The organism is Silvimonas iriomotensis, assembly GCF_014645535.1.
GTDB classification, from domain to species: domain Bacteria; phylum Pseudomonadota; class Gammaproteobacteria; order Burkholderiales; family Chitinibacteraceae; genus Silvimonas; species Silvimonas iriomotensis.
In genome coordinates this window covers 61,623-80,582 of the sequence record NZ_BMLX01000005.1, presented here as the reverse complement: position 1 = coordinate 80,582, position 18,960 = coordinate 61,623, and the positions used below count along the sequence as shown (strand labels likewise).

Sequence of the window (18,960 nt, the reverse complement as noted above, 5' to 3'; positions counted from 1 at the left end):
TGGATTCCGGCCAAGGGGGCCGCCGAGGTCAGGAATGACGAAGTGGTGGTGTGTGTAAAAGAGTAGTTGCATCTGGCAGACCGGCATTTGCACTCTGCACACCTCACACCTCACACCTCACTCATCCACATCCGCCGGCACGCCCGCAGACTTGAAATACGCATCCAGATCGCGTTCCCGGTGCGGGATGAACGCCCGGTCCGCCGGCTGCAAGGCGGTAATCCGGTCCAGCCGGAATGTGCGGAAATCCACCCGCTTTTCACACCAGGCCACCAGCGTCCACTTGGCACCCCAGAAGAACAGGCCCAGTGGCCAGATATGGCGCTGTTCGCTTTCCTCGCTATCGAGCCGGCAGTAATCCATCTGCAGCACCTGGTTGGTGCCGATCGCGGCGTGGATCAGATCAAAGAACTCACCCGAAAACGGTTTGGTCCAGCCCGGCGAATACAAAGACACCCGGCCAAAGCGGCGGCGCAAATCCAGTGGCAGGGCGCCGTTGATCTTGGCCTGGGCGCGGATGGCGGCGCGTTCCAGCCGGTTGCCGCCCCAGGAGCGCACCATCCGCAGGCCGATGGTGACGGCTTCGATTTCTTCCTGATCAAACATCAAGGGCGGCATGTCGTACGTTTTATGCAGCACGTAGCCCATGCCGGCCTCGCCATCAATAGGCACGCCAGAGGCCATCAAATCCTGGATATCGCGATAGATTGTGCGCTCCGAGACTTCCAGTTTCTCTGCCAGCCAGCGTGCGGTGGTCAGCCGCCGGCCGCGCAGGAACTGCACAATCTGGAAGAGTCTGTCTGCGCGGCGCATGGGGTGCCCTGGTTAACCCGCGTGAGAGAAAAGGCCAACGCGGTTGCCTTCTGAATCAACCATGCCGGCAATGTAACCAATGCAATCGCCCAGAAACACCACCGGGAAATCCATCTTGCCGCCCGCGCGTTCCACCCGGCCCAGCACGGTGTCGAGCTTTTCCGTGCCCACGTTCAGATAAGCGCGTGTGCCGCTGGCGCCCGGCTGCATGTGCGCCGCCTTGAACAGCGCACCGCCCGGCTGGTCTTCGGCATGCGGGAAAATGGCCTGGTCAGAGTCGCCAAAGCGTTCACGCTTGAGATGGGTGTTGAACACGGCTTCGTAAAAACGCACGGCACGCTCCATGTCGGCAACAGCAATTTCAGTCCAGCAGAACGGATTTTGAATGGTGTCCATGATCGAGTCTCCTGAGTGCATTGGTATGACGCCGGGGTGGCGTGAGGTGCAATGTACGCGGGGGCTACTGACACCATTCTGTCAGTAGTGTGGAGCCAGGTCATCTTTTGCGCTGAATGTACTGTTTATTTCCGGAGATGTTGGGATTTTTAAGCCAAAAGATGAGATTTATCGAAGCCTAAAGTTGAGACTGGAAATCGGGCCTGGGGCGCTTGGAGCAACGGCACCGACTGGCGCGTGATCCAGGGTTTTAATCGACGCTCTGGAAGCGAGAGGAGAAGCGAGGGAAAAAGGGAGCAAAACACCCTGAGCTAGTCCAGGTCATCCCATATTGGAAGGGGTTTGCCTAGGCTTTGACCTGTTATCTCGCTCGTCCTTGAAAAATGACCGCCTGTCGAATGCCAGTTTGTTTCGCAAAGTGATGCAAGATCAGCTGGTAGCAGTGACTGATGCTTTCAGTATCTGTCAAATTTTCTCGTGTGCGAAATAAATTCTTGCACTGATTTTATGTATTTAATTGAATACATTGCAACTTACCTGCAACCAGTAACAAAAGAAAAACATTTGTAATTCGGACTAAAAGAGTTAATGTTTATGGGGGTTTTAGCCGTAAATGGCAATTTGCTATTTAGGAAAAAATGTAACGCAGAAAATTGCCGCTATTATGGTTCGAATTTGTTTGTTACTTGTAAGGATTTTTGAGAGATGCTGCGACATAATGGCATATTGCTATTTAGAAAATGATTCTATGACTTGCAAGAAAATAGTGTAAGGGCAATTTTCCTTAAATTAAATCGGTAAAATTGATTGATTTAATGATTTTAAAATAAAAGCATTGTTTGACAGCGGGCATCCCCGGCGCGTTTAATTTGCGCCACAGGACGTCCATTTCCGTTTCTTTCGGGAGGACTAAGAGTTGACCGACATGTTCATGGAAGCCAAAGATGTGGCGCAGCTGCTCTGCATCAGCGTAAAAACGCTCGATAAAATTATTGGCCAGCACGAAGGCCCGCCGTTCCTGCGTGTCGGCCGCATTCGGCGCTGGCGGCGCGAGGACGTTCTTGAGTGGATTGAACAGCAAACCCGACAACACGGAAAACAATCAAAGGCAATGAATGGCAATTGATTCATCAGCGATAGCCCTTCGGGGCTGTCACTATCATCAATGTGTATTGAATTGAAACAGGAGAATGATTTAACGGGATAAAACCAGGTGACCTAGTAGTAAAGCGCAACGGTCAGGGTGGGACCCCCTCAGCCAAGTATTGCTTTGGCCGAGGGAGAACGATCTTTTGGACGGGATCAAGTCTCATTCTGTCGCCGTACTAATCCAATGGCAACATTAACGTTTGATATCGGACGTACGGTTGCGCTCCATCGTTTGTGGCTTCCTCGCGAGCCACGAATTACCCATGGAGACAAAGACATGAGTGCTTTTGTTCAGGGCATTGTTACGCCCAAAATTTGCCAGCTGCAATCCAATTGGCGACCTGTGGTATGGGGAGGTGTCCCATGCTGAAGGCCGGTCTTCGTATTATCAGTAATACCAATTCCATGAAGTACATCGGCGAACATCACTCATTTAAAACCGGACAAAGGCTGGTATATGAGTCGAAATCCGAGCGGGATATGTTGCTTGCTCTTGAAGGCAATCCCGACGTCGCCCGTCTGAATGTGCAATGCAGGGAATTTGTGATGTGGTTTGACAACGCCGCGCACACCTACATCCCGGACATCGAGGTCATTTGGCGGGATGTCTGGCGGCCGCGTTTGTACATAGAGTGCAAATCGGTTGACGGGGGCCTGAGTGATGAAGCCCGGCAAAAATACAATTCGGTGGCTGACCAGCTAGACCTTCTCGGCCTTCGCTTTTCCTTGCATCGTCATCCGGACATTGTCGCGTCACCTGCTTTTATCAATGCTCGCAACCTGCGCCAGAATGCGGCACATCGTTACAGCCGGAGCGAGTGGTTAACCATCCGAGAGAAGGTACCCTGCACCCTTGCCACACTGTACGCCGATCCGCAAGTTGAGGATGGTCTGCTTGGAGGGAATTCCGGCTTCCAGGGCCAGCTCGACCGCCGTCAACACGGCGGCTTCATCATGCATCAGCACCAGGGCGAGGATGTCGACCATTTCCCGATCGCCGCCGGGCCGTTTGAGCAGGATCTTCTGGAGTTGCCGGAAGCCTTCCGGCAATTCGCTGACCCACCACTGCCACATTGTTGAAACCGGGAACGACAGCTACCGTTTCAAGAACAGCACGTTTCCACCGGAAAAGGAGAAAAAAGCCCCCAGGCAGCCCCAACCCACCCCCTGAAAAGGGTCCATCAGGTGGGTCAGAATTCGATGCAAAAGGTGGGTCAGGATTCAGTGCAAATCAACACTCTCACTGAAGAGAGCATCGTGAACAGTGGGTTTGGCTTGTACTTTCACTTATTAAAATGGATTCGGTTGTCCTGGGTTTTTCCAACCCAACTTACGGCTATTGTTCTCATACCAATAACTCGTCGTGTGTTTGTATGATTAGTCCAGATCAGTCCGGTCTCTTCGGAGTGGCCTGAAGTTGGATGGACGATTCTCCAGCAATTCGTCACGGCGCTTCTTCTCTTCTATTTCTGCCTTCTTGATCTCTTCATACAAGCTCGGGCAGTAAGCCGTCAGTGTTGGAGGATCCCTCAAAAGGTTTGAAAGGAACAGCCAGATCAGAAGGAGCAACCCTAGCCAGATCAGATGAATGTTTCCCGCATGGATGGCGAGCTGGTACGCCAGCGAGTTACTTGCCCCCCATCCCAGATAAAGATTTATCGCAAACATGGTCAGGCAGTAAAAGCTATTGACCTTGTCCTCCCTCCATTTACGAATCAGCTTGGCATAGTCGTCTTCATATTGGTCCAGAAGGTCCAGGTAATACTTTTCCCGAGTTTTATGGGCATGTTGGAGCAATTTATACCCAGAAACATGCCCACGCGGACGTTCCGGTACCTGCTCATTTACGTTGAACCAGTTGCTTACCAAAGAAAATGGATTGTCGAAGATCCAGTCGAGCATCGTGAATAGATCACTCGTGATCCGCGGAAAAAGGATGCCTGTGAGAAAGGAAAATCCAACAAAGTAAAGAATGCCTTTAGTAGCGAGGTTGGACTGGTCCATCAAGGCCTTGCTACGGGCCAGGTCGAATATTCCTGGTTGCCCAGACCCGATAAAGCAGTTGTCCAGGAACAGAATAAAAGTAGCGGCCAGAAAGAAGAATTTTTCTTCCGTTGCAGCTTGGAGAACGGAAAAGATTCCTATGTTTTTAAGAGTACTATCGCTTTGATCGCTCATTGGAATGCCTTGGAGAGGTTCCCGCTTCATGTAGCGGTACCAGGGAATTCTACGGTCGCATCGTCTGGTCAGTCTCAAACGCTTGCAGACGCAGAGCAAGGCGCACCGGAAACTGACCTGTCTGGCCATGTCTTTGGGGTTAGGGCGGCGCTACCGAGTGAGCCAATCAATTGTCGGACGTTCTTGAATGAATAGATGGAAAATTCCGATCCCACTTTTAGACTTAAAACCTAACTAATCCCATTTTTTGGCTTCGATCGGTCTCAACAATTTTTAGAAAGACTCCCCAGGAAGCCTCAATAGTGCTGAAAGGGAAATCTCATTTATTCGGAAGAAAACATGTACCCAGGCGGTAAAACACCTTGTCGGGTCATTACTTTGGTCATAACCTGGTTTGTGACGGATCAACCCGTTTTGGCTTCCCGCCGAGGGTGACTCATGCCTGCTGCAAATCGTGCAACACCAGTCCGTGCTGATCAGCGCACACAAGACCAGACACAACAGCATCATTATCCGGGCGGCGCCTTGGGGTTGCTGGTGGCGGGGCTGGTGACGTCTTTCCTGCGCTGGCGCGTCCGGGCCAGCCTGGCTGAAACCGGCGTTCAGGCCGGGCGCAGGGCTTCGCGTTCCAGATACCCCAGACACACCGACACCAGTTGCTCCGGCAAGAGCTTGAGCATTTCCGGGGTGGGTTCGCCTTCCAGCAAAACCTGGATCGGGCCGATCATCACGCCGGCAAACATGAAGGTGACGGTGCTGATATCAGCAAACCGCGCGTCGGAGGCCGTCCTGAGCATGGCTTCCAGCGCGGCGCGGTTGCGTTGTTTGATGCTCTGCACGTACTCGCGTGAGTCAAGTTCAGTGGCCACGGCGTACAGCGCGCGGGATTCGGCCAGGTTCTGCGTTTTGATTTTCACAAACGCGGTGACGATGGTTCTGACCATCTGCGCCAGCGTGGCGCCGTGCATGGACAACGCGGCTTCATCTACCGTGCGGGCGACCTGTTCCAGGTGCCGTTGCAGCACGGCAAACAGCAGCGCCTGCTTTTGCGGGTAGTACTGGTATAGCGTGCCGACCGAGACACCAGCGCGCTCGGCCACGCGGATGGTAGTCAGGCGTGGCAGCCCTTCTGCCAGCAAAACCTGAATAGTGGCTTCGAAAATGGTATCGACGGTGGCTTGCGATCGGGCCTGGCGTGGCCGTTTGCGGGCGTCGAGTGTGGGGAGGGAGTCTGTGCGCATATGCGAATACAAATTCTGAAGGATTATTCGTATTCTAGATGTATCCCGCTTTACCGGATACCACCGTTCAGAAGGAGTAGTTTCAATGACTGATGCAAGCCGCGCCGGCACATTTACCCTGGGCAGCCGTACCGTGAACCGTATGGGCTATGGCGCCATGCAACTGGCTGGCCCGCAGGTTTTCGGCCCGCCGAAGGATCGCGCCGCCGCACTGGCCGTTTTGCGCACCGCAATCGAAAGCGGCATTAACCATATTGATACCAGCAACTTCTACGGCCCGCACGTCACCAACCAGATCATCCGCGAAGCGTTGCACCCGTATGCCGATAACCTGACCATTGTCACCAAGGTGGGTGCCAGCCGCGGGGCAGATGGGGCGTGGAATGTGGCCAACTCCCCGGCCGAGCTGGAAGCCGCCGTGCACGACAACCTGCGCAATCTGGGGCTGGATGTGCTCGACGTGGTCAATTTGCGCTTGATGTTCAGCGTTCACGGCCCCGCTGCGGGCGACGTGGAGCCGCAACTGACGGCACTGGCCGAACTGCAGGCGCGCGGGCTGATCCGGCATATCGGCCTTAGCAACGTGTTGCCGGAGCAAGTGGCGCAAGGGCGCGCGATCGCCGAGATTGTGTGCGTGCAGAACATGTACAACCTGGCGCAACGGCGTGATGACGCGCTGATCGACAGCCTGGCGGCCGAGGGCATTGCGTACGTGCCGTTCTTCCCGCTGGGCGGGTTCTCGCCTTTGCAGGCCGATGCGCTCAGCCACGCTGCCGAGCAATGTGGCGCCACGCCCATGCAGGTGGCGTTGGCCTGGTTGTTGCAGCGCTCGCCCAATATTCTGCTGATTCCGGGGACGTCATCCGTGGCGCATTTGCAGCAGAATATCGCCAGCCTGGCGGTACAACTGCCGCCGCAGATGCTGGCGGCGCTGGATCAGATTGGCGCGGGCAACGTACCCGCCTGATGGCATGGGGAACTACGCAGCAAAAACAAAACCCGGCGCAATGCCGGGTTTTGTTTGTTCCGCAGGCGGCGCCCGGTGATCAGCCCGTCAGCACTTCAATGTGATACAGGCCCCACGGGCACGAAGCGTAGCGGTCAGGCAGCGGCTTGGCGGTCATTTCCGGAAAACTGTCGGGGGAGTACACCGCCCAGAGCGGGCCGAGGCCACCCAGCGGAATCGGCTTGCCGTCGATGTGGGTGGCGACGATATAGCGGTACTTGCGCAGGTCACCCAGCGAGACGCCCGCGGCGTAGCCGTCAATCGCGCGCAGCAGCACTTTGGTGCCGTCACGGGTGGGGGCGCCGGCCGTAGCTAGCAATTGCGCCAGATACGGCCCTTTGAGCAGGTGCGGTTTGCCGTCGTATTCCAGCGTGGCGCTGACTTCTACCGCCGGCATTTTCAGCAGGTCGGCAAAGGTCAGGGTCCAGGCCGAGTTGAAATGCACGTTCTGTTTTTTCAGTAGCTGATCAAACACCGGGTCCAGCGGGCCGCGATTGCTGCGGGTAATGGCGCCAGAGACTGTCAGCAGGGTCGGGGCAGGTGCGGCGGGTTCGGGGGCAGGGGCGGCTTTTTCTTTTTTGCGGGCCAGCGCCGGGGTGGCGACACCCGCAACCAGTGCCGCGCCAGCAGTCAGAAACGCTCTCTTGTCCATATTGCCCCTGTATCCCTTATTGGTGTTGCCTGGTCGCACGCGGGCCGGCCGGTGCGCCAAACCCGTTATTAAACCATGTTCTGGCGCATGATCCTGACTTTTTGCCAGGGGCGAACTAGTCCATTTGGTCTAGTGCGCATGGTTCTAATGCAGTGTTTGCGGCGTGCTTGTGGCCAGTTATGCCACTGGCTTGCTGGTCGTACCCTTGGCGGTGTCTATCCAATACTCCATCGTCACAGGCCAGTCATCATGTCAACGTCTGCTGTCATTTCCCGCTGGGAGCCTGAAAACCAGGCTTTCTGGCAACAATCGGGCGAGCAGATTGCCAAGCGCAATTTGTGGATTTCCATCCCCTGTCTGCTGCTCGCGTTTTCGGTCTCCATCATGTGGAGCATCGTGGTGCTGAAGATGCCGCTGATCGGCTTTCAGTACACCAAGGATCAATTGTTCCTGCTGACCGCGCTGCCCATGCTTTCGGGCGCTACGCTGCGCATTTTCTACAGCTTTATGCCGTCGATTCTGGGCGGCCGCAAATGGACCACCATTTCCACGGCGTCCTTGCTGATCCCGGCAGTCTGGCTGGGCATGGCCGTGCAAGACCCGACCACGCCGTACTCGGTGATGCTGGTGATTGCACTCCTGACCGGTCTGGGTAGCGGCAACTTTGCCAGCTCCATGGCCAATATTGCGTACTTCTTCCCCAAGAGTCAGAAAGGCTACGCCAATGGCATGAACGCCGGTCTGGGTAATCTGGGCGTGTCGGTGGCGCAGTTCGTGATGCCGCTGGTGATTACCGGCGGCATGTTCGCGGCCTTTGGTGGCGATGCGCAGACCTTTACCAAGGATGGCGTTGAACATCAGATCTGGCTGCAAAACGCGGCGTTTATCTGGGTGCCGTTCATTATTGCGTCCAGTGTGGCGGCCTGGTTCGGCATGAATGATCTCTCCAGCGCCCGTGCCTCGTTCTCTGAACAAGCCGTGATTTTCCGTCGCAAGGATAACTGGCTGATGTGCTGGCTGTATCTGGGCACGTTCGGCAGCTTTATCGGTTTTTCGTCCGGCTTTGCCTTGCTGGCCAAAACCCAGTTCCCGAGTATGGATGTCACCAGCTTTGTGTTCATTGGCCCGCTGATTGGCGCGCTGGTGCGGCCCATGGGCGGCTGGGTGTCCGACAAGATGGGTGGCGCCCGCGTCACCGCCGGTATCTTCGCCGGCATGATCGTGGCCGTGCTTGCGGTGCTGTCTTTCCTGCCCGCACAAGGGCAGGGCGGCAATTTCTGGGGCTTCTTCATCGCCTTCCAGTTCTTGTTTGTGCTGGCCGGTATTGGTAACGGTTCCACCTACCGCATGATCCCGACCATTTTCCTGACTTGCGCCCAGCGCGAGGCAAAGGAAAAAGGCATGGCTGCCGCTGAGGCTGAACATAACGGCACGCGTGAATCTGCTGCGGCCGGTGGCTTTATCAGTGCGATCGGCGCTTATGGCGGCTTTTTGATCCCGCAACTGTTTGGTTTCTCCATGAAAACCACGGGTGCGGCAGAAACGGCGTTGTATGTGCTGCTGGTGTTCTATGTCAGTTGCCTGCTGCTGACGCTGTGGCGCTACGCCCGCAAGGGTGCTGCCATGCCGTGCTGAGTCCGGCATTGGCACAGACAAAAAAAGCGCCCGTGGGGCGCTTTTTTTATTGGCGTGGCAGCGCATTACTGATGCTGTTGCACCACTTCCTCACCGGCTTTGGTGATCTGGAAGCCATAAATAGGCTTGGCCTCGATCAGCGGCGGTTCCACATCAAGCAAGTTGCGCACATGCTGGAAATCCAGGTTGATGGATTTGCCGGCAGCGGCTTCACGCAGGATTTCGAGGTCCGTATTGGTCAGGTCGGCCAGAGTCGTCATGGTGTTCTCCCGTGCAAGTTGAGTGGCAGGTCGGGGCGCTTGTTTTCAGCCCCGTAACCGGCTCAGGCGAAGTCATTTAACCGCATCATGCGTGGCAGCAATGCCAAGGGCATTCTCATTTGCCTGTCGGACAAATGCCGACGGCCATTTGGGGCAGCCCGTATTCTGCCGTCCGGCCTGTCGTGGCATGATCAAAACAGACAAACTGCTATCAATTCAAAGACCTGGCCTGACAACGCAGCACAAGGAGGGGACATCATGCGCAAGCATCATCGACACGCCGGCAAAGCCTGGTTACTGGCCATCTTGTTGTTGCTGGCCGCATTGGCGGCGGCGCAAACCCCGGGTGAGGCGCTGCTGGGGCATTACCAGAGCCTGACCGCGCAACTGGAACACAACCAGTTTGGCCAGCCGCTGGTGCTGGCTTCCACCCAGACCGACAAAGAACTCAAAGGCGAAATCTACGCCGTGGTGGATCACCCGTTCGCGCAGTTCAAGGCCGGCGTGAGCGATCCGGGCAACTGGTGCGACATCCTGATCCTGCATCTGAACATCAAGTACTGCCATCAAGGCGCCCGACCAGACCAACTGGTGGTGTTCATTGGCCGCAAGTTTGATCAGCCGCTCTCTGATGCCCATGAACTGGATTTCGCCTGGCGCGCCCAGGCCGGGGACGACGGGTATTCACAGATCAACCTGGTGGCGGGCAACGGCCCGCTGGGGACGCATGATTACCGCATCAATCTGGAATCTGCCCCGCTGGATGCCGGACACACCTTTGTGCATCTGTCTTATGCCTACGGTTATGGTCTGACCGCCAGGCTGGCGCTGCAGACCTACCTGAACACGCTGGGTAGCGACAAGGTGGGCTTTACCACGGTGGATGGCGCGCCGGTGGGCGGTATCCGCGGCCTTGTGGAGCGCAATACCATCCGCTATTACTTTGCGATCGAGTCCTGGTTGTCGGCGCCGCAGCCCGAAGCGCGCATGCGCAACTGGTTTACCGCCACCGAGCGCTATCCGCGCCAGCTGCATGAAATGGATGCAGATGAATACATGGCCATGAAACGCAGCGAGTATCGCCGGCAGCAAAAACCGCCCAACAGCCAGGCCAGCGCCTAGAGTTCGTCATCGGCCGGGAACAGGGTGACCACGCCGCTGAGCATGCGTCGCCACAAGCCGGCGTCAGGATCGCTGGTCCAGGTTTTGTCCTGGCCGTCTTCCTGGCCAACCCAGCGCAACTGGCGGCTTTGCGCGGTGTCATCGGGCCGGTGCGGCGGGGCCAGTTCCAGCAGGTAACTGTATTTGGGCGTGGCGGCCAGGTCATACAAATGCGCTACCTGTTCGGCCAGTTCCGGGCTTTTGATCAGCACGGCCTGTTCGGTATTGAGATTGACCGAGCGCGGGTCCAGGTTGAACGAGCCGATCATGAGAATCTGCCGGTCTACCACATAGGCCTTGGTGTGCAGGCTGGCGCGGGACGATCCGGTGGAGAGCGCCGCACCGTGCACCCCGGCCACCGGGCGGAATTCGTGCACTTCCACGCCGCTGGCGACCAGTTGCTTGCGGTATTTGCGCCAGGCCGAATGCACGGCGGCGACGTCGGTCGAGGCCAGCGAGTTGGTCAGCACTTTCACCGCCACGCCGCGCTGTTCCAGGTCTGCCAGCATCTGCGTGCCGCCATCCCGCGGGACAAAATAAGCCGACATGATGATGAACTCATGCTGCGCCCGCCGGGCCGCCATGAACAGCCCGGCACCCGGCTTGCTCATGGCCGGTGCGCTGGCATTGTCCGCTTCTACCTTGTCCGGGTTGTCTGCTGCCAGCCAGGCATGGGCCCAGATCAGGTGACTGGTGGCGGTGGCGAGCAAGGCATCGGCGCTGGCTGCATCCGGAATCTGCATTTGCGCCGGTTCTTTGTTGTCGGTGGGCGGCGGCGGGGCGTTGCTGGCGGTTTGCCAGGCGTTGATCGCCTCCGGGGTTGGTGGCCGGGATTCCAGCGCCTGCAGCGGGTAGCTTTCCTTGCTGTTCCAGTAGTGGTCAAAACTGGTTTCCAGCTTGCCGGGCAACTGGCCGGCGGCCAGTACATCCAGATCCCGGAAATTCATGTCGGGCCGCGCGTCAAAGTACTGGTCGGCCAGATTGCGGCCGCCAACAATGGCCAGCACGCCATCGGCAATCAATGACTTGTTGTGCATGCGCCGTTCCAGATGATCGTAATCCGCAAACAGCGCACCGGCCCGCGCAAACATGGAGCGATCGCCAGTGGTCAACGGGTTGAACACCCGCACTTCAAAATTGGGTTGCACCGCCATGATGGCGAGCATGCTGTCCGGGTGGCCCAGATTGAGGTCATCAAGCAGCACGCGCACGCGCACGCCGCGGCGGGCGGCGGCGGTCAGGGCGTTCAGGATGACTGTCCCGGTATGGTCTTGCAGCGCGGTGTAGTACTGCAGATCAAGCGAGGTGCGCGCTTGCTGGATCAGCGCCAGGCGCGCCTCAAAAGCCTCCTGGCCGTGCACCAGCAAATAGAACCCGGATTGATCCGGATGCGCGATGCCGGCCGCCGTCACGCTCTGGCCCAATGGCCCGCCAGGATCGGCCGGCAGGGCGTGACTGGCAGGACGATCAAACTCGGCCAGTGGCGCGCGCGTGGCGCACCCGGCCATCACGATAGAGATCAGTAACAGCAAAGACCAGCGGCGGGCGATCCAGTGCATGGACAAGGTCCGGAGGAGATGGGTCATCAGAACGGGCAGCGTGCTCTGAACCATAGCCGCTCCTGGCCTGGTTTGCTGTCAGCGCGCAACGCGGCCGCGTGTGGGCCGCCACCCTGGCCAAAAGAACTAGTCCGCCCAGTTCTTTTGATCACCTCACGCTCACCCGTTGACGAATATCGGCCAGTCACCCCGAAGCCTAGCATTGGCTGCAATAGGCGCGATCCGTTTGCCGCGCCCGCAACCATCAAAAAAACGGGGTTCGCATGAGTCACCTGATCGACCGCTTGAAGTTTTTCTCCCGCACCCGCGAGACCTTTGCCAACGGCCACGGCGCCGTGGTGAACGAGGACCGCAAATGGGAAGACGGCTACCGCAACCGCTGGACGCACGACAAGGTGGTGCGCTCTACCCACGGCGTGAACTGCACGGGCTCCTGTTCCTGGCGCGTGTTTGTGAAGAACGGGCTGATTACCTGGGAGTTGCAGCAGACCGACTACCCGCGCACGCGGCCTGATCTGCCTAACCATGAACCCCGCGGCTGTCCGCGCGGCGCGTCTTATTCCTGGTATGTGTACTCCGCACAGCGCGTGAAATACCCCATGCTGCGTGGCCGCCTGGCCGTGCTGTGGCGCGAGGCGCGCAAGACGCTCGGCCCCATTGATGCCTGGCATTCGATCGTGTCTGACAAGGCCAAAGCAGACAGCTACAAACAGGTGCGCGGGCAGGGCGGCTTTGTGCGCAGCAACTGGGATGAAGTCACCGAACTGATCGCCGCCGCCAACGCCTATACCGCCAAAGAGTACGGCCCGGATCGCGTGATCGGCTTCAGCCCTATCCCGGCCATGAGCATGGTCAGCTACGCCGCCGGCGCCCGTTACCTGGGCCTGATCGGTGGCGTGCCGCTAAGTTTTTACGACTGGTACTGCGACTTGCCGCCGGCCAGCCCGCAAGTGTGGGGCGAACAGACCGACGTGCCGGAGTCGGCCGACTGGTACAACTCCACCTATCTGATGGTCTGGGGTTCCAATATCCCCATGACCCGCACGCCGGACGCCCACTTCTACACCGAGGTGCGCTACAAGGGCACCAAGACGGTGGCGGTCTCCAGCGACTTTGGCGAAATGGCCAAGTTTGGCGATCTCTGGCTGGCGCCCAAACAAGGCACCGATGCCGCGCTGGCGCTGGCCATGGGCCACGTGGTGCTCAATGAATTCCACAAAACCGGCAAGTCTGACTACTTCACCCGCTACGGCAAGCAGTACACCGATTTCCCCATGCTGGTGACATTGCGGGAACAGGGCGAAGGCTATACGCCGGATTATTTCCTGCGCGCGTCCATGCTGCCAGACGATCTGGGTGAGGCGAAAAACCCGGACTGGAAAACCGTCCTGATCGACCAGAACACCGGCGCACTGGCCGTGCCCAACGGCACCATCGGCTCGCGCTGGCATGAAGAAGGCGACCGCAAGGGCAAGTGGAATCTGGAACTGAAAAACCTGGCCGATGGCGCCGGGCTTGATCCGCTGCTGAGCCTGAAAGACCGCGCCGACGACATCGTCAGCGTGGGTTTTGATTACTTTGGCGGCGACAAGGATGACCTCTTGTTCCGCAACGTGCCTGCCCGCCGGGTCACGCTCAAAGACGGCAGTACCGCGCTGGTCGCCACCGTGTATGACCTGATGCTGGCCAATTATGGCGTTGATAACGGCCACGGCGGCGGCAATGTCGCCACCTCTTACGCCGATGACATTGCCTACACGCCCAAATGGCAAGAACGCCATACCGGCGTGAAAGCAGCGGACGTCATTACCGTTGGCCGCGAGTTTGCGCAGAACGCCCACGACACCCATGGCAAGAGCATGGTGGTGGTCGGCGCGGCGCTGAACCACTGGTTCAACAACGACATGACCTATCGCGGCATCATCAACTTGCTGATGATGTGCGGCTGTGTCGGCCAGAGCGGTGGCGGCTGGGCGCATTACGTGGGCCAGGAAAAACTGCGCCCGCAACCGGGCTGGACACCGCTGGCATTTGGTCTGGATTGGCAACGGCCGGCCCGGCAAATGAACGGCACCAGTTTCTTTTACGCGCATACCAGCCAGTGGCGGCACGAGAAACTCTCTGTGGCCGAAATCCTTGGCCCCAAGGCCGGAGCAGGTCAGTACGACAATATGGCGCTGATTGATTTCAACGCCAAAGCCGAGCGCATGGGCTGGCTGCCCTCAGCCCCGCAACTGGAAACCAACCCGTTCGACATCACCCGCCAGGCTGATGCCGCCGGGGTTGATCCGGTGAAGTTTGCCGTAGAGGGCCTGAAAGCCGGCACGCTCAACATGAGCTGTGAAGACCCGGACAACCCGAAAAACTTCCCGCGCAATCTGTTTGTGTGGCGCTCCAACCTGCTGGGTTCGTCCGGCAAGGGTCATGAGTATTTCCTCAAATACCTGCTGGGTACGCAAAACGCGGTGTTCGATGACGAAACCACGTCGATCAAACCGGGCGAAGTGAAAGTGCGTCCGGCGGCAGAGGGCAAACTTGATCTGCTGACGGTGCTGGATTTCCGCATGTCTACCACCTGTCTGTACGGCGATATCGTGTTGCCGACCGCCACCTGGTATGAAAAAGATGACCTGAACACGTCTGACATGCACCCGTTCATTCACCCGCTGAGTGAAGCGGTGCAGCCCTTGTGGCAATCGAAGACCGACTGGGAAATCTACAAGGCCATCGCGAAGAAATTTACCGAGATCGCCGGCCCGTATCTGGGCGTGCAAAAAGACCTGGTGCTGACCCCGCTGATGCACGACAGCCCGGCCGAACTGGGCCAGCCGTTTGCGCCCAAAGACTGGAAGCACGGCGAGTGCGATCTGATCCCTGGCAAGACCGCGCCGAACATGACGGTAGTCGAGCGCGACTACCACCGCATCTACGAGAAATTCACCACCATCGGCCCGCTGTTGAAGAACGTGAACAACGGCGGCAAGGGCATTTTCTGGCAGACCGGGCATGAGATCGACGAACTGGCCGCGCTCAACGGCGTTGCAGCCAACGGCCAGCCCAGACTGGATACCGCCATTGATGCGGCGGAGATGATCCTGACCCTGGCGCCGGAAACCAATGGCCATGTGGCGGTGAAGTCCTGGACGGCGCTCTCTGCCGTGACCGGGCGCGATCACACGCATCTGGCCAATGGCCGCGAGCATGAAAAAATCCGCTTCCGCGACGTTCAGGCGCAACCGCGCAAGATCATCAGTTCGCCCACCTGGTCTGGCATTGAAAGCGAAGAAGTCAGCTACAACGCCGGTTACACCAATGTGCACGAGCTGATCCCCTGGCGCACGCTCACCGGCCGCCAGCAGTTCTACCAGGATCACCGCTGGATGCTCGATTTTGGCGAAGGCTTTTGCGTGTACAAGCCGCCAGTCGATCTGAAAACCGTTGCGCCCATGCTGGGCAAGGTGCCCAACGGCGAGCCGGAGATCGTGCTGAACTTCATCACGCCGCACCAGAAATGGGGCATTCACTCGACCTATTCCGACAACCTGCGCATGTTGACGCTCAGCCGCGGCGGCCCGCACGTATGGCTGTCTGAGGCCGATGCCAGAAAGGCCGGTATTGCCGACAACGACTGGATCGAAGTCTTCAACAGCAATGGCACGCTGACCGCCCGCGCGGTGGTGAGCCAGCGCGTGCCGGACGGCATGACCCTGATGTACCACGCCCAGGAAAAGATCGTGAACGTGCCGGGCGCGGAAACCAGCGGCAAGCGCGGCGGTATTCACAACTCGGTCACCCGTACGGTCACCAAGCCCACGCACATGATCGGCGGCTATGCGCAGCAAGCCTACGGCTTTAACTACTACGGCACCGTCGGCGCTAACCGTGATGAGTTTGTGATTGTCCGGAAGATGAAGCACGTGGACTGGATGGAAGCACCGCTTGAAGGAGACAAAAAATGAAAATCCGTGCCCAAGTCGCCATGGTGCTCAATCTGGACAAATGCATCGGCTGCCATACTTGTTCTGTCACCTGTAAAAACGTCTGGACCAGCCGCGATGGCGTGGAATACGCCTGGTTCAACAATGTCGAGACCAAACCTGGCATTGGTTACCCCAAGGAATGGGAAAACCAGAAAAAATGGAATGGCGGCTGGAAACGGCTGCCTTCGGGCAAGATCGAACCGCGTCAGGGCGGCAAGCTGCGCATTCTGGCGCAGATGTTTGCCAACCCCAACCTGCCGGAAATCGACGACTACTACGAGCCGTTTACCTACGATTACGAGCATCTGCAAAACGCCAAAGAATCGCAAACACCGCCCACCGCGCGCCCGGTGTCGGTGATCACCGGCAAGAAGATGGAGAAAATCCACTGGGGCCCGAACTGGGAAGACGATCTGGGCGGCGAGTTTGCCAAACGCAGCAAGGACGTCTTGTTCGAGAACGTGCAAAAAGAGATGTACAGCACGTTCGAGAACACCTTCATGATGTATCTGCCGCGCCTGTGCGAACACTGCCTGAACCCGGCCTGCGTGGCGTCGTGCCCGTCCGGCTCGGTCTACAAGCGTGAAGACGATGGCATTGTGCTGGTTGATCAGGACAAATGCCGCGGCTGGCGCATGTGCGTATCGGGCTGCCCGTACAAGAAGATTTACTACAACTGGCAGTCTGGCAAAGCCGAGAAGTGCACCTTCTGCTTCCCACGGATTGAAGGCGGCCAGCCCACCGTGTGTTCAGAGTCTTGCGTGGGCCGTATCCGCTATCTGGGCGTGATGCTGTATGACGCCGACCAGATCGAAAATGCCGCGTCAGTAGAGAACGAACAAGACCTCTACGCTGCGCAACTCAAGGTCTTTCTTGACCCGCATTCGCCCGAAGTCCAGGCCGAAGCGCTCAAGCAGGGTATCCCGCAATCCTGGCTGGATGCCGCCGTCAAATCCCCGGTCTACAAGATGGCGATGGAATGGAAGATCGCCTTCCCGCTGCATCCGGAATACCGCACCTTGCCCATGGTCTGGTACGTGCCGCCGCTCTCGCCGATCCAGTCGGCCGCTGAGTCTGGCCTGCTGGGCAAGCACGGCATCTTGCCGGACGTGAGCGAGTTGCGGATTCCGCTGCAGTATCTGGCCAACCTGCTAACCGCCGGGGACGAAAAACCGGTGCTGGCTGCGCTGGAACGCATGCTGGCGATGCGCGCTTATATGCGTGACAAGTCGGTACATCAGACCGAAAACCTGGAGGTGCTCAAGCAGGTCGGGCTGACGCAGGCGCAGGTGGATGAAATGTACAAAGTGATGGCGATTGCCAATTACGAAGACCGCTTTGTCATTCCGTCCAGCCACAAGGAACAGGTGGAAGACAGCTTCAACGACAAGGCCGCCTGTGGTTTCACCTTTGGCAACGGCTGCTCGGGCGGCGCTTCAACCGAAGGGTTGTTTGGCCAGCGTAAACAAGGCAGCACCATCTTTGTGGATATGCCCAAGTCCCGCAAAAACAAATCGGAGGTGCAGTCATGAACATGCGCATTCCGCAAACCGTACATTTTCAGGTGATGTCCGCGCTGTTGCAGTACCCGGAACAAGACCTGCTGGATGCGCTGCCAGAACTGGATGGCTTGCTGGCGCTGGCGCCGGCCGGCCTGCGCGTCAAGCTGGCGCCGCTGTTCGCGCACTTGCGCGCGCACTCGCTGATTGCCGCGCAGGAAGTGTATGTCGATACCTTTGACCGCGGCCGCAAGTATTCCTTGCACCTGTTCGAGCATATTCACGGCGAAAGCCGCGATCGTGGCCCGGCCATGGTTGACCTGATGGATGCCTACAAAGAACACGGTTTCCAGGTCGAGGCCAGCGAGCTGCCGGATTACCTGCCGTTGCTGCTGGAGTTCCTGGGCGGCGTGGATCAAGCCACCGCGCAATCGTTCCTGGACGAAGCCATTCACGTGATCGCGGTCATTGGCGAACGGTTGGCAGAGAAGAACTCACCCTACGCCTGCGTATTCAACGTGCTGGTGAGCCTGGCGACGGTAAAACCGCTGCCGCTGGTGCAACCGCCCGTGCGCGACATGGATGAAGCCATGGAAATGTTCGGGCCCAGCGCAGACGGCGTAGAGCCGCTGCTCAAGCCAGGTGCGCCGCAGACCATCCAGTTTTACCCACGCAACCAGGCCGCATAAGGGGAGGGCATCGACATGAATCAGTTTTTCTTTGGCATCTACCCCTATATCGGGCTGACGGTATTCTTGTTTGGCAGTCTGGTGCGCTTTGAGCGTGAGCAATACACCTGGCGCAGCGAATCCACACAATTGATCCGCCGTGGCCAGTTGCGCCTGGGTTCGTACCTGTTTCACATCGGCATCCTGATGGTATTTCTCGGGCATCTGGGCGGTTTGCTCACGCCCATCTGGATCTGGGATGCCCTGGGCGTGCCGCACAGCGTGAAGCAGATGATCGCCATGGTGGCCGGTGGTGTGTTTGGCAGCATGGCGCTGGTTGGCCTGCTGGTATTGCTCCACCGCCGCTTCAGTGATGAACGGCTGAAAGCCTTGACCCACTGGCGCGACAAACTGACTCTGGGCTGGATCCTGGTCACGCTGCTGCTGGGCCTGTCGACCATTGTGGTGTCCAGAGAACATCTGGACGGCCACATGATGACGCTCTTCATGGAATGGGCGCAGCGTATCCTGACCTTTCGGGGCGGTGCGGCAGAGCTGATCGCCAATGCGCCGTTGATCTTCAAGCTGCATATGTTCATGGGCATGACGCTGTTTGTGATCTTCCCGTTCACGCGTCTGGTGCATGTCTGGAGCGGCCTGGGTGCAGCGGCCTACGTCACGCGCGCCTGGCAGGTTGTGCGGCCGCGGAGTTAAACCAGTCCGGATATCCGGGTGCCTTATGATGTACGCATTACCAGATCAG

15 protein-coding genes and 1 pseudogene are annotated in these 18,960 nt (G+C 58.1%); 8 read left to right on the top strand and 8 right to left on the bottom strand.

Features of this window, described 5'->3' with window-relative positions; translation table 11 throughout:
* Positions 1–117 precede the first annotated feature (117 nt).
* Both IEX57_RS16250 and IEX57_RS16245 read right to left on the bottom strand, forming a co-directional pair.
* Positions 118–813, bottom strand: a complete 696-nt coding sequence (locus IEX57_RS16250) for a helix-turn-helix transcriptional regulator (RefSeq protein ID WP_188705479.1) — start codon at positions 811–813, stop codon at positions 118–120.
* A gap of 12 nt (positions 814–825) precedes the next feature.
* On the bottom strand, positions 826–1,209 hold the full coding sequence (locus IEX57_RS16245) for a VOC family protein (RefSeq protein ID WP_188705478.1): 384 nt from the start codon (positions 1,207–1,209) through the stop codon (positions 826–828).
* 925 nt (positions 1,210–2,134) lie between these two features.
* Here IEX57_RS16245 and IEX57_RS16240 point away from each other — a divergent pair.
* Positions 2,135–2,335, top strand: a complete 201-nt coding sequence (locus tag IEX57_RS16240; protein WP_229709081.1) for a helix-turn-helix domain-containing protein — start codon at positions 2,135–2,137, stop codon at positions 2,333–2,335.
* A gap of 899 nt (positions 2,336–3,234) precedes the next feature.
* Here the strand turns inward: IEX57_RS16240 and IEX57_RS16235 are convergent.
* From IEX57_RS16235 to IEX57_RS16225, 3 genes and pseudogenes are all read right to left on the bottom strand, one after another.
* Positions 3,235–3,414 (bottom strand): annotated as a pseudogene (locus IEX57_RS16235) (IS21 family transposase); the annotation flags it as partial.
* 321 nt (positions 3,415–3,735) lie between these two features.
* Positions 3,736–4,566: a hypothetical protein gene (locus IEX57_RS16230; protein ID WP_188705474.1), complete on the bottom strand. Its 831-nt coding sequence runs from the start codon at positions 4,564–4,566 to the stop codon at positions 3,736–3,738.
* Positions 4,567–5,138: 572 nt separating this feature from the next.
* Positions 5,139–5,777, bottom strand: coding sequence for a TetR/AcrR family transcriptional regulator (locus tag IEX57_RS16225; protein WP_188705472.1), 639 nt, complete (start codon positions 5,775–5,777; stop codon positions 5,139–5,141).
* A gap of 85 nt (positions 5,778–5,862) precedes the next feature.
* On the opposite strand from IEX57_RS16225, the gene IEX57_RS16220 reads away from it, so the two are divergent.
* On the top strand, positions 5,863–6,744 hold the full coding sequence (locus tag IEX57_RS16220; protein WP_188705470.1) for an aldo/keto reductase family oxidoreductase: 882 nt from the start codon (positions 5,863–5,865) through the stop codon (positions 6,742–6,744).
* A 79-nt stretch (positions 6,745–6,823) separates the two neighbouring features.
* Here the strand turns inward: IEX57_RS16220 and IEX57_RS16215 are convergent, their stop codons facing one another.
* The gene (locus IEX57_RS16215; protein WP_188705468.1) at positions 6,824–7,435 is read right to left on the bottom strand and encodes a putative pterin-binding protein; all 612 of its coding nucleotides are present in this window, start codon (positions 7,433–7,435) and stop codon (positions 6,824–6,826) included.
* 249 nt (positions 7,436–7,684) lie between these two features.
* Between IEX57_RS16215 and IEX57_RS16210 the strand changes: the two genes are divergently transcribed.
* Positions 7,685–9,070 carry a NarK family nitrate/nitrite MFS transporter gene (locus IEX57_RS16210; protein WP_188705466.1) on the top strand — a complete coding sequence of 462 codons (1,386 nt, stop codon included), beginning with the start codon at positions 7,685–7,687 and terminating at the stop codon, positions 9,068–9,070.
* Positions 9,071–9,135: 65 nt separating this feature from the next.
* Here IEX57_RS16210 and IEX57_RS16205 read toward each other — a convergent pair whose 3' ends face one another.
* Positions 9,136–9,330, bottom strand: a complete 195-nt coding sequence (locus IEX57_RS16205; protein WP_188705464.1) for a hypothetical protein — start codon at positions 9,328–9,330, stop codon at positions 9,136–9,138.
* Positions 9,331–9,588: 258 nt separating this feature from the next.
* Here IEX57_RS16205 and IEX57_RS16200 point away from each other — a divergent pair, with 258 nt between their 5' ends.
* Entirely contained in the window at positions 9,589–10,452 is an 864-nt protein-coding gene (locus tag IEX57_RS16200; protein WP_188705462.1) for a hypothetical protein, read from the top strand.
* Here the strand turns inward: IEX57_RS16200 and IEX57_RS16195 are convergent.
* Entirely contained in the window at positions 10,449–12,050 is a 1,602-nt protein-coding gene (locus tag IEX57_RS16195; RefSeq protein WP_188705460.1) for a phospholipase D family protein, read from the bottom strand. The genes IEX57_RS16200 and IEX57_RS16195 overlap by 4 nt on opposite strands.
* Positions 12,051–12,313: 263 nt before the next feature.
* Here IEX57_RS16195 and IEX57_RS16190 point away from each other — a divergent pair, with 263 nt between their 5' ends.
* From IEX57_RS16190 to narI, 4 genes are read left to right on the top strand one after another with little or no spacing between them, the layout of a single operon-like run.
* Positions 12,314–16,009 carry a nitrate reductase subunit alpha gene (locus IEX57_RS16190; RefSeq protein WP_188705458.1) on the top strand — a complete coding sequence of 1,232 codons (3,696 nt, stop codon included), beginning with the start codon at positions 12,314–12,316 and terminating at the stop codon, positions 16,007–16,009.
* Complete coding sequence (gene narH / locus IEX57_RS16185; protein WP_188705456.1) at positions 16,006–17,562, top strand: nitrate reductase subunit beta; 1,557 nt, start codon at positions 16,006–16,008, stop codon at positions 17,560–17,562. Before IEX57_RS16190 ends, narH begins: the two co-directional genes overlap by 4 nt.
* A complete protein-coding gene (gene narJ / locus IEX57_RS16180; protein ID WP_308433877.1) occupies positions 17,559–18,218 on the top strand; it encodes a nitrate reductase molybdenum cofactor assembly chaperone in 660 nt (219 codons plus the stop codon). The genes narH and narJ overlap by 4 nt, the downstream gene beginning before the upstream one ends.
* 15 nt (positions 18,219–18,233) lie before the next feature.
* Positions 18,234–18,911, top strand: coding sequence for a respiratory nitrate reductase subunit gamma (gene narI, locus IEX57_RS16175; RefSeq protein ID WP_188705454.1), 678 nt, complete (start codon positions 18,234–18,236; stop codon positions 18,909–18,911).
* Positions 18,912–18,960 lie beyond the last annotated feature (49 nt).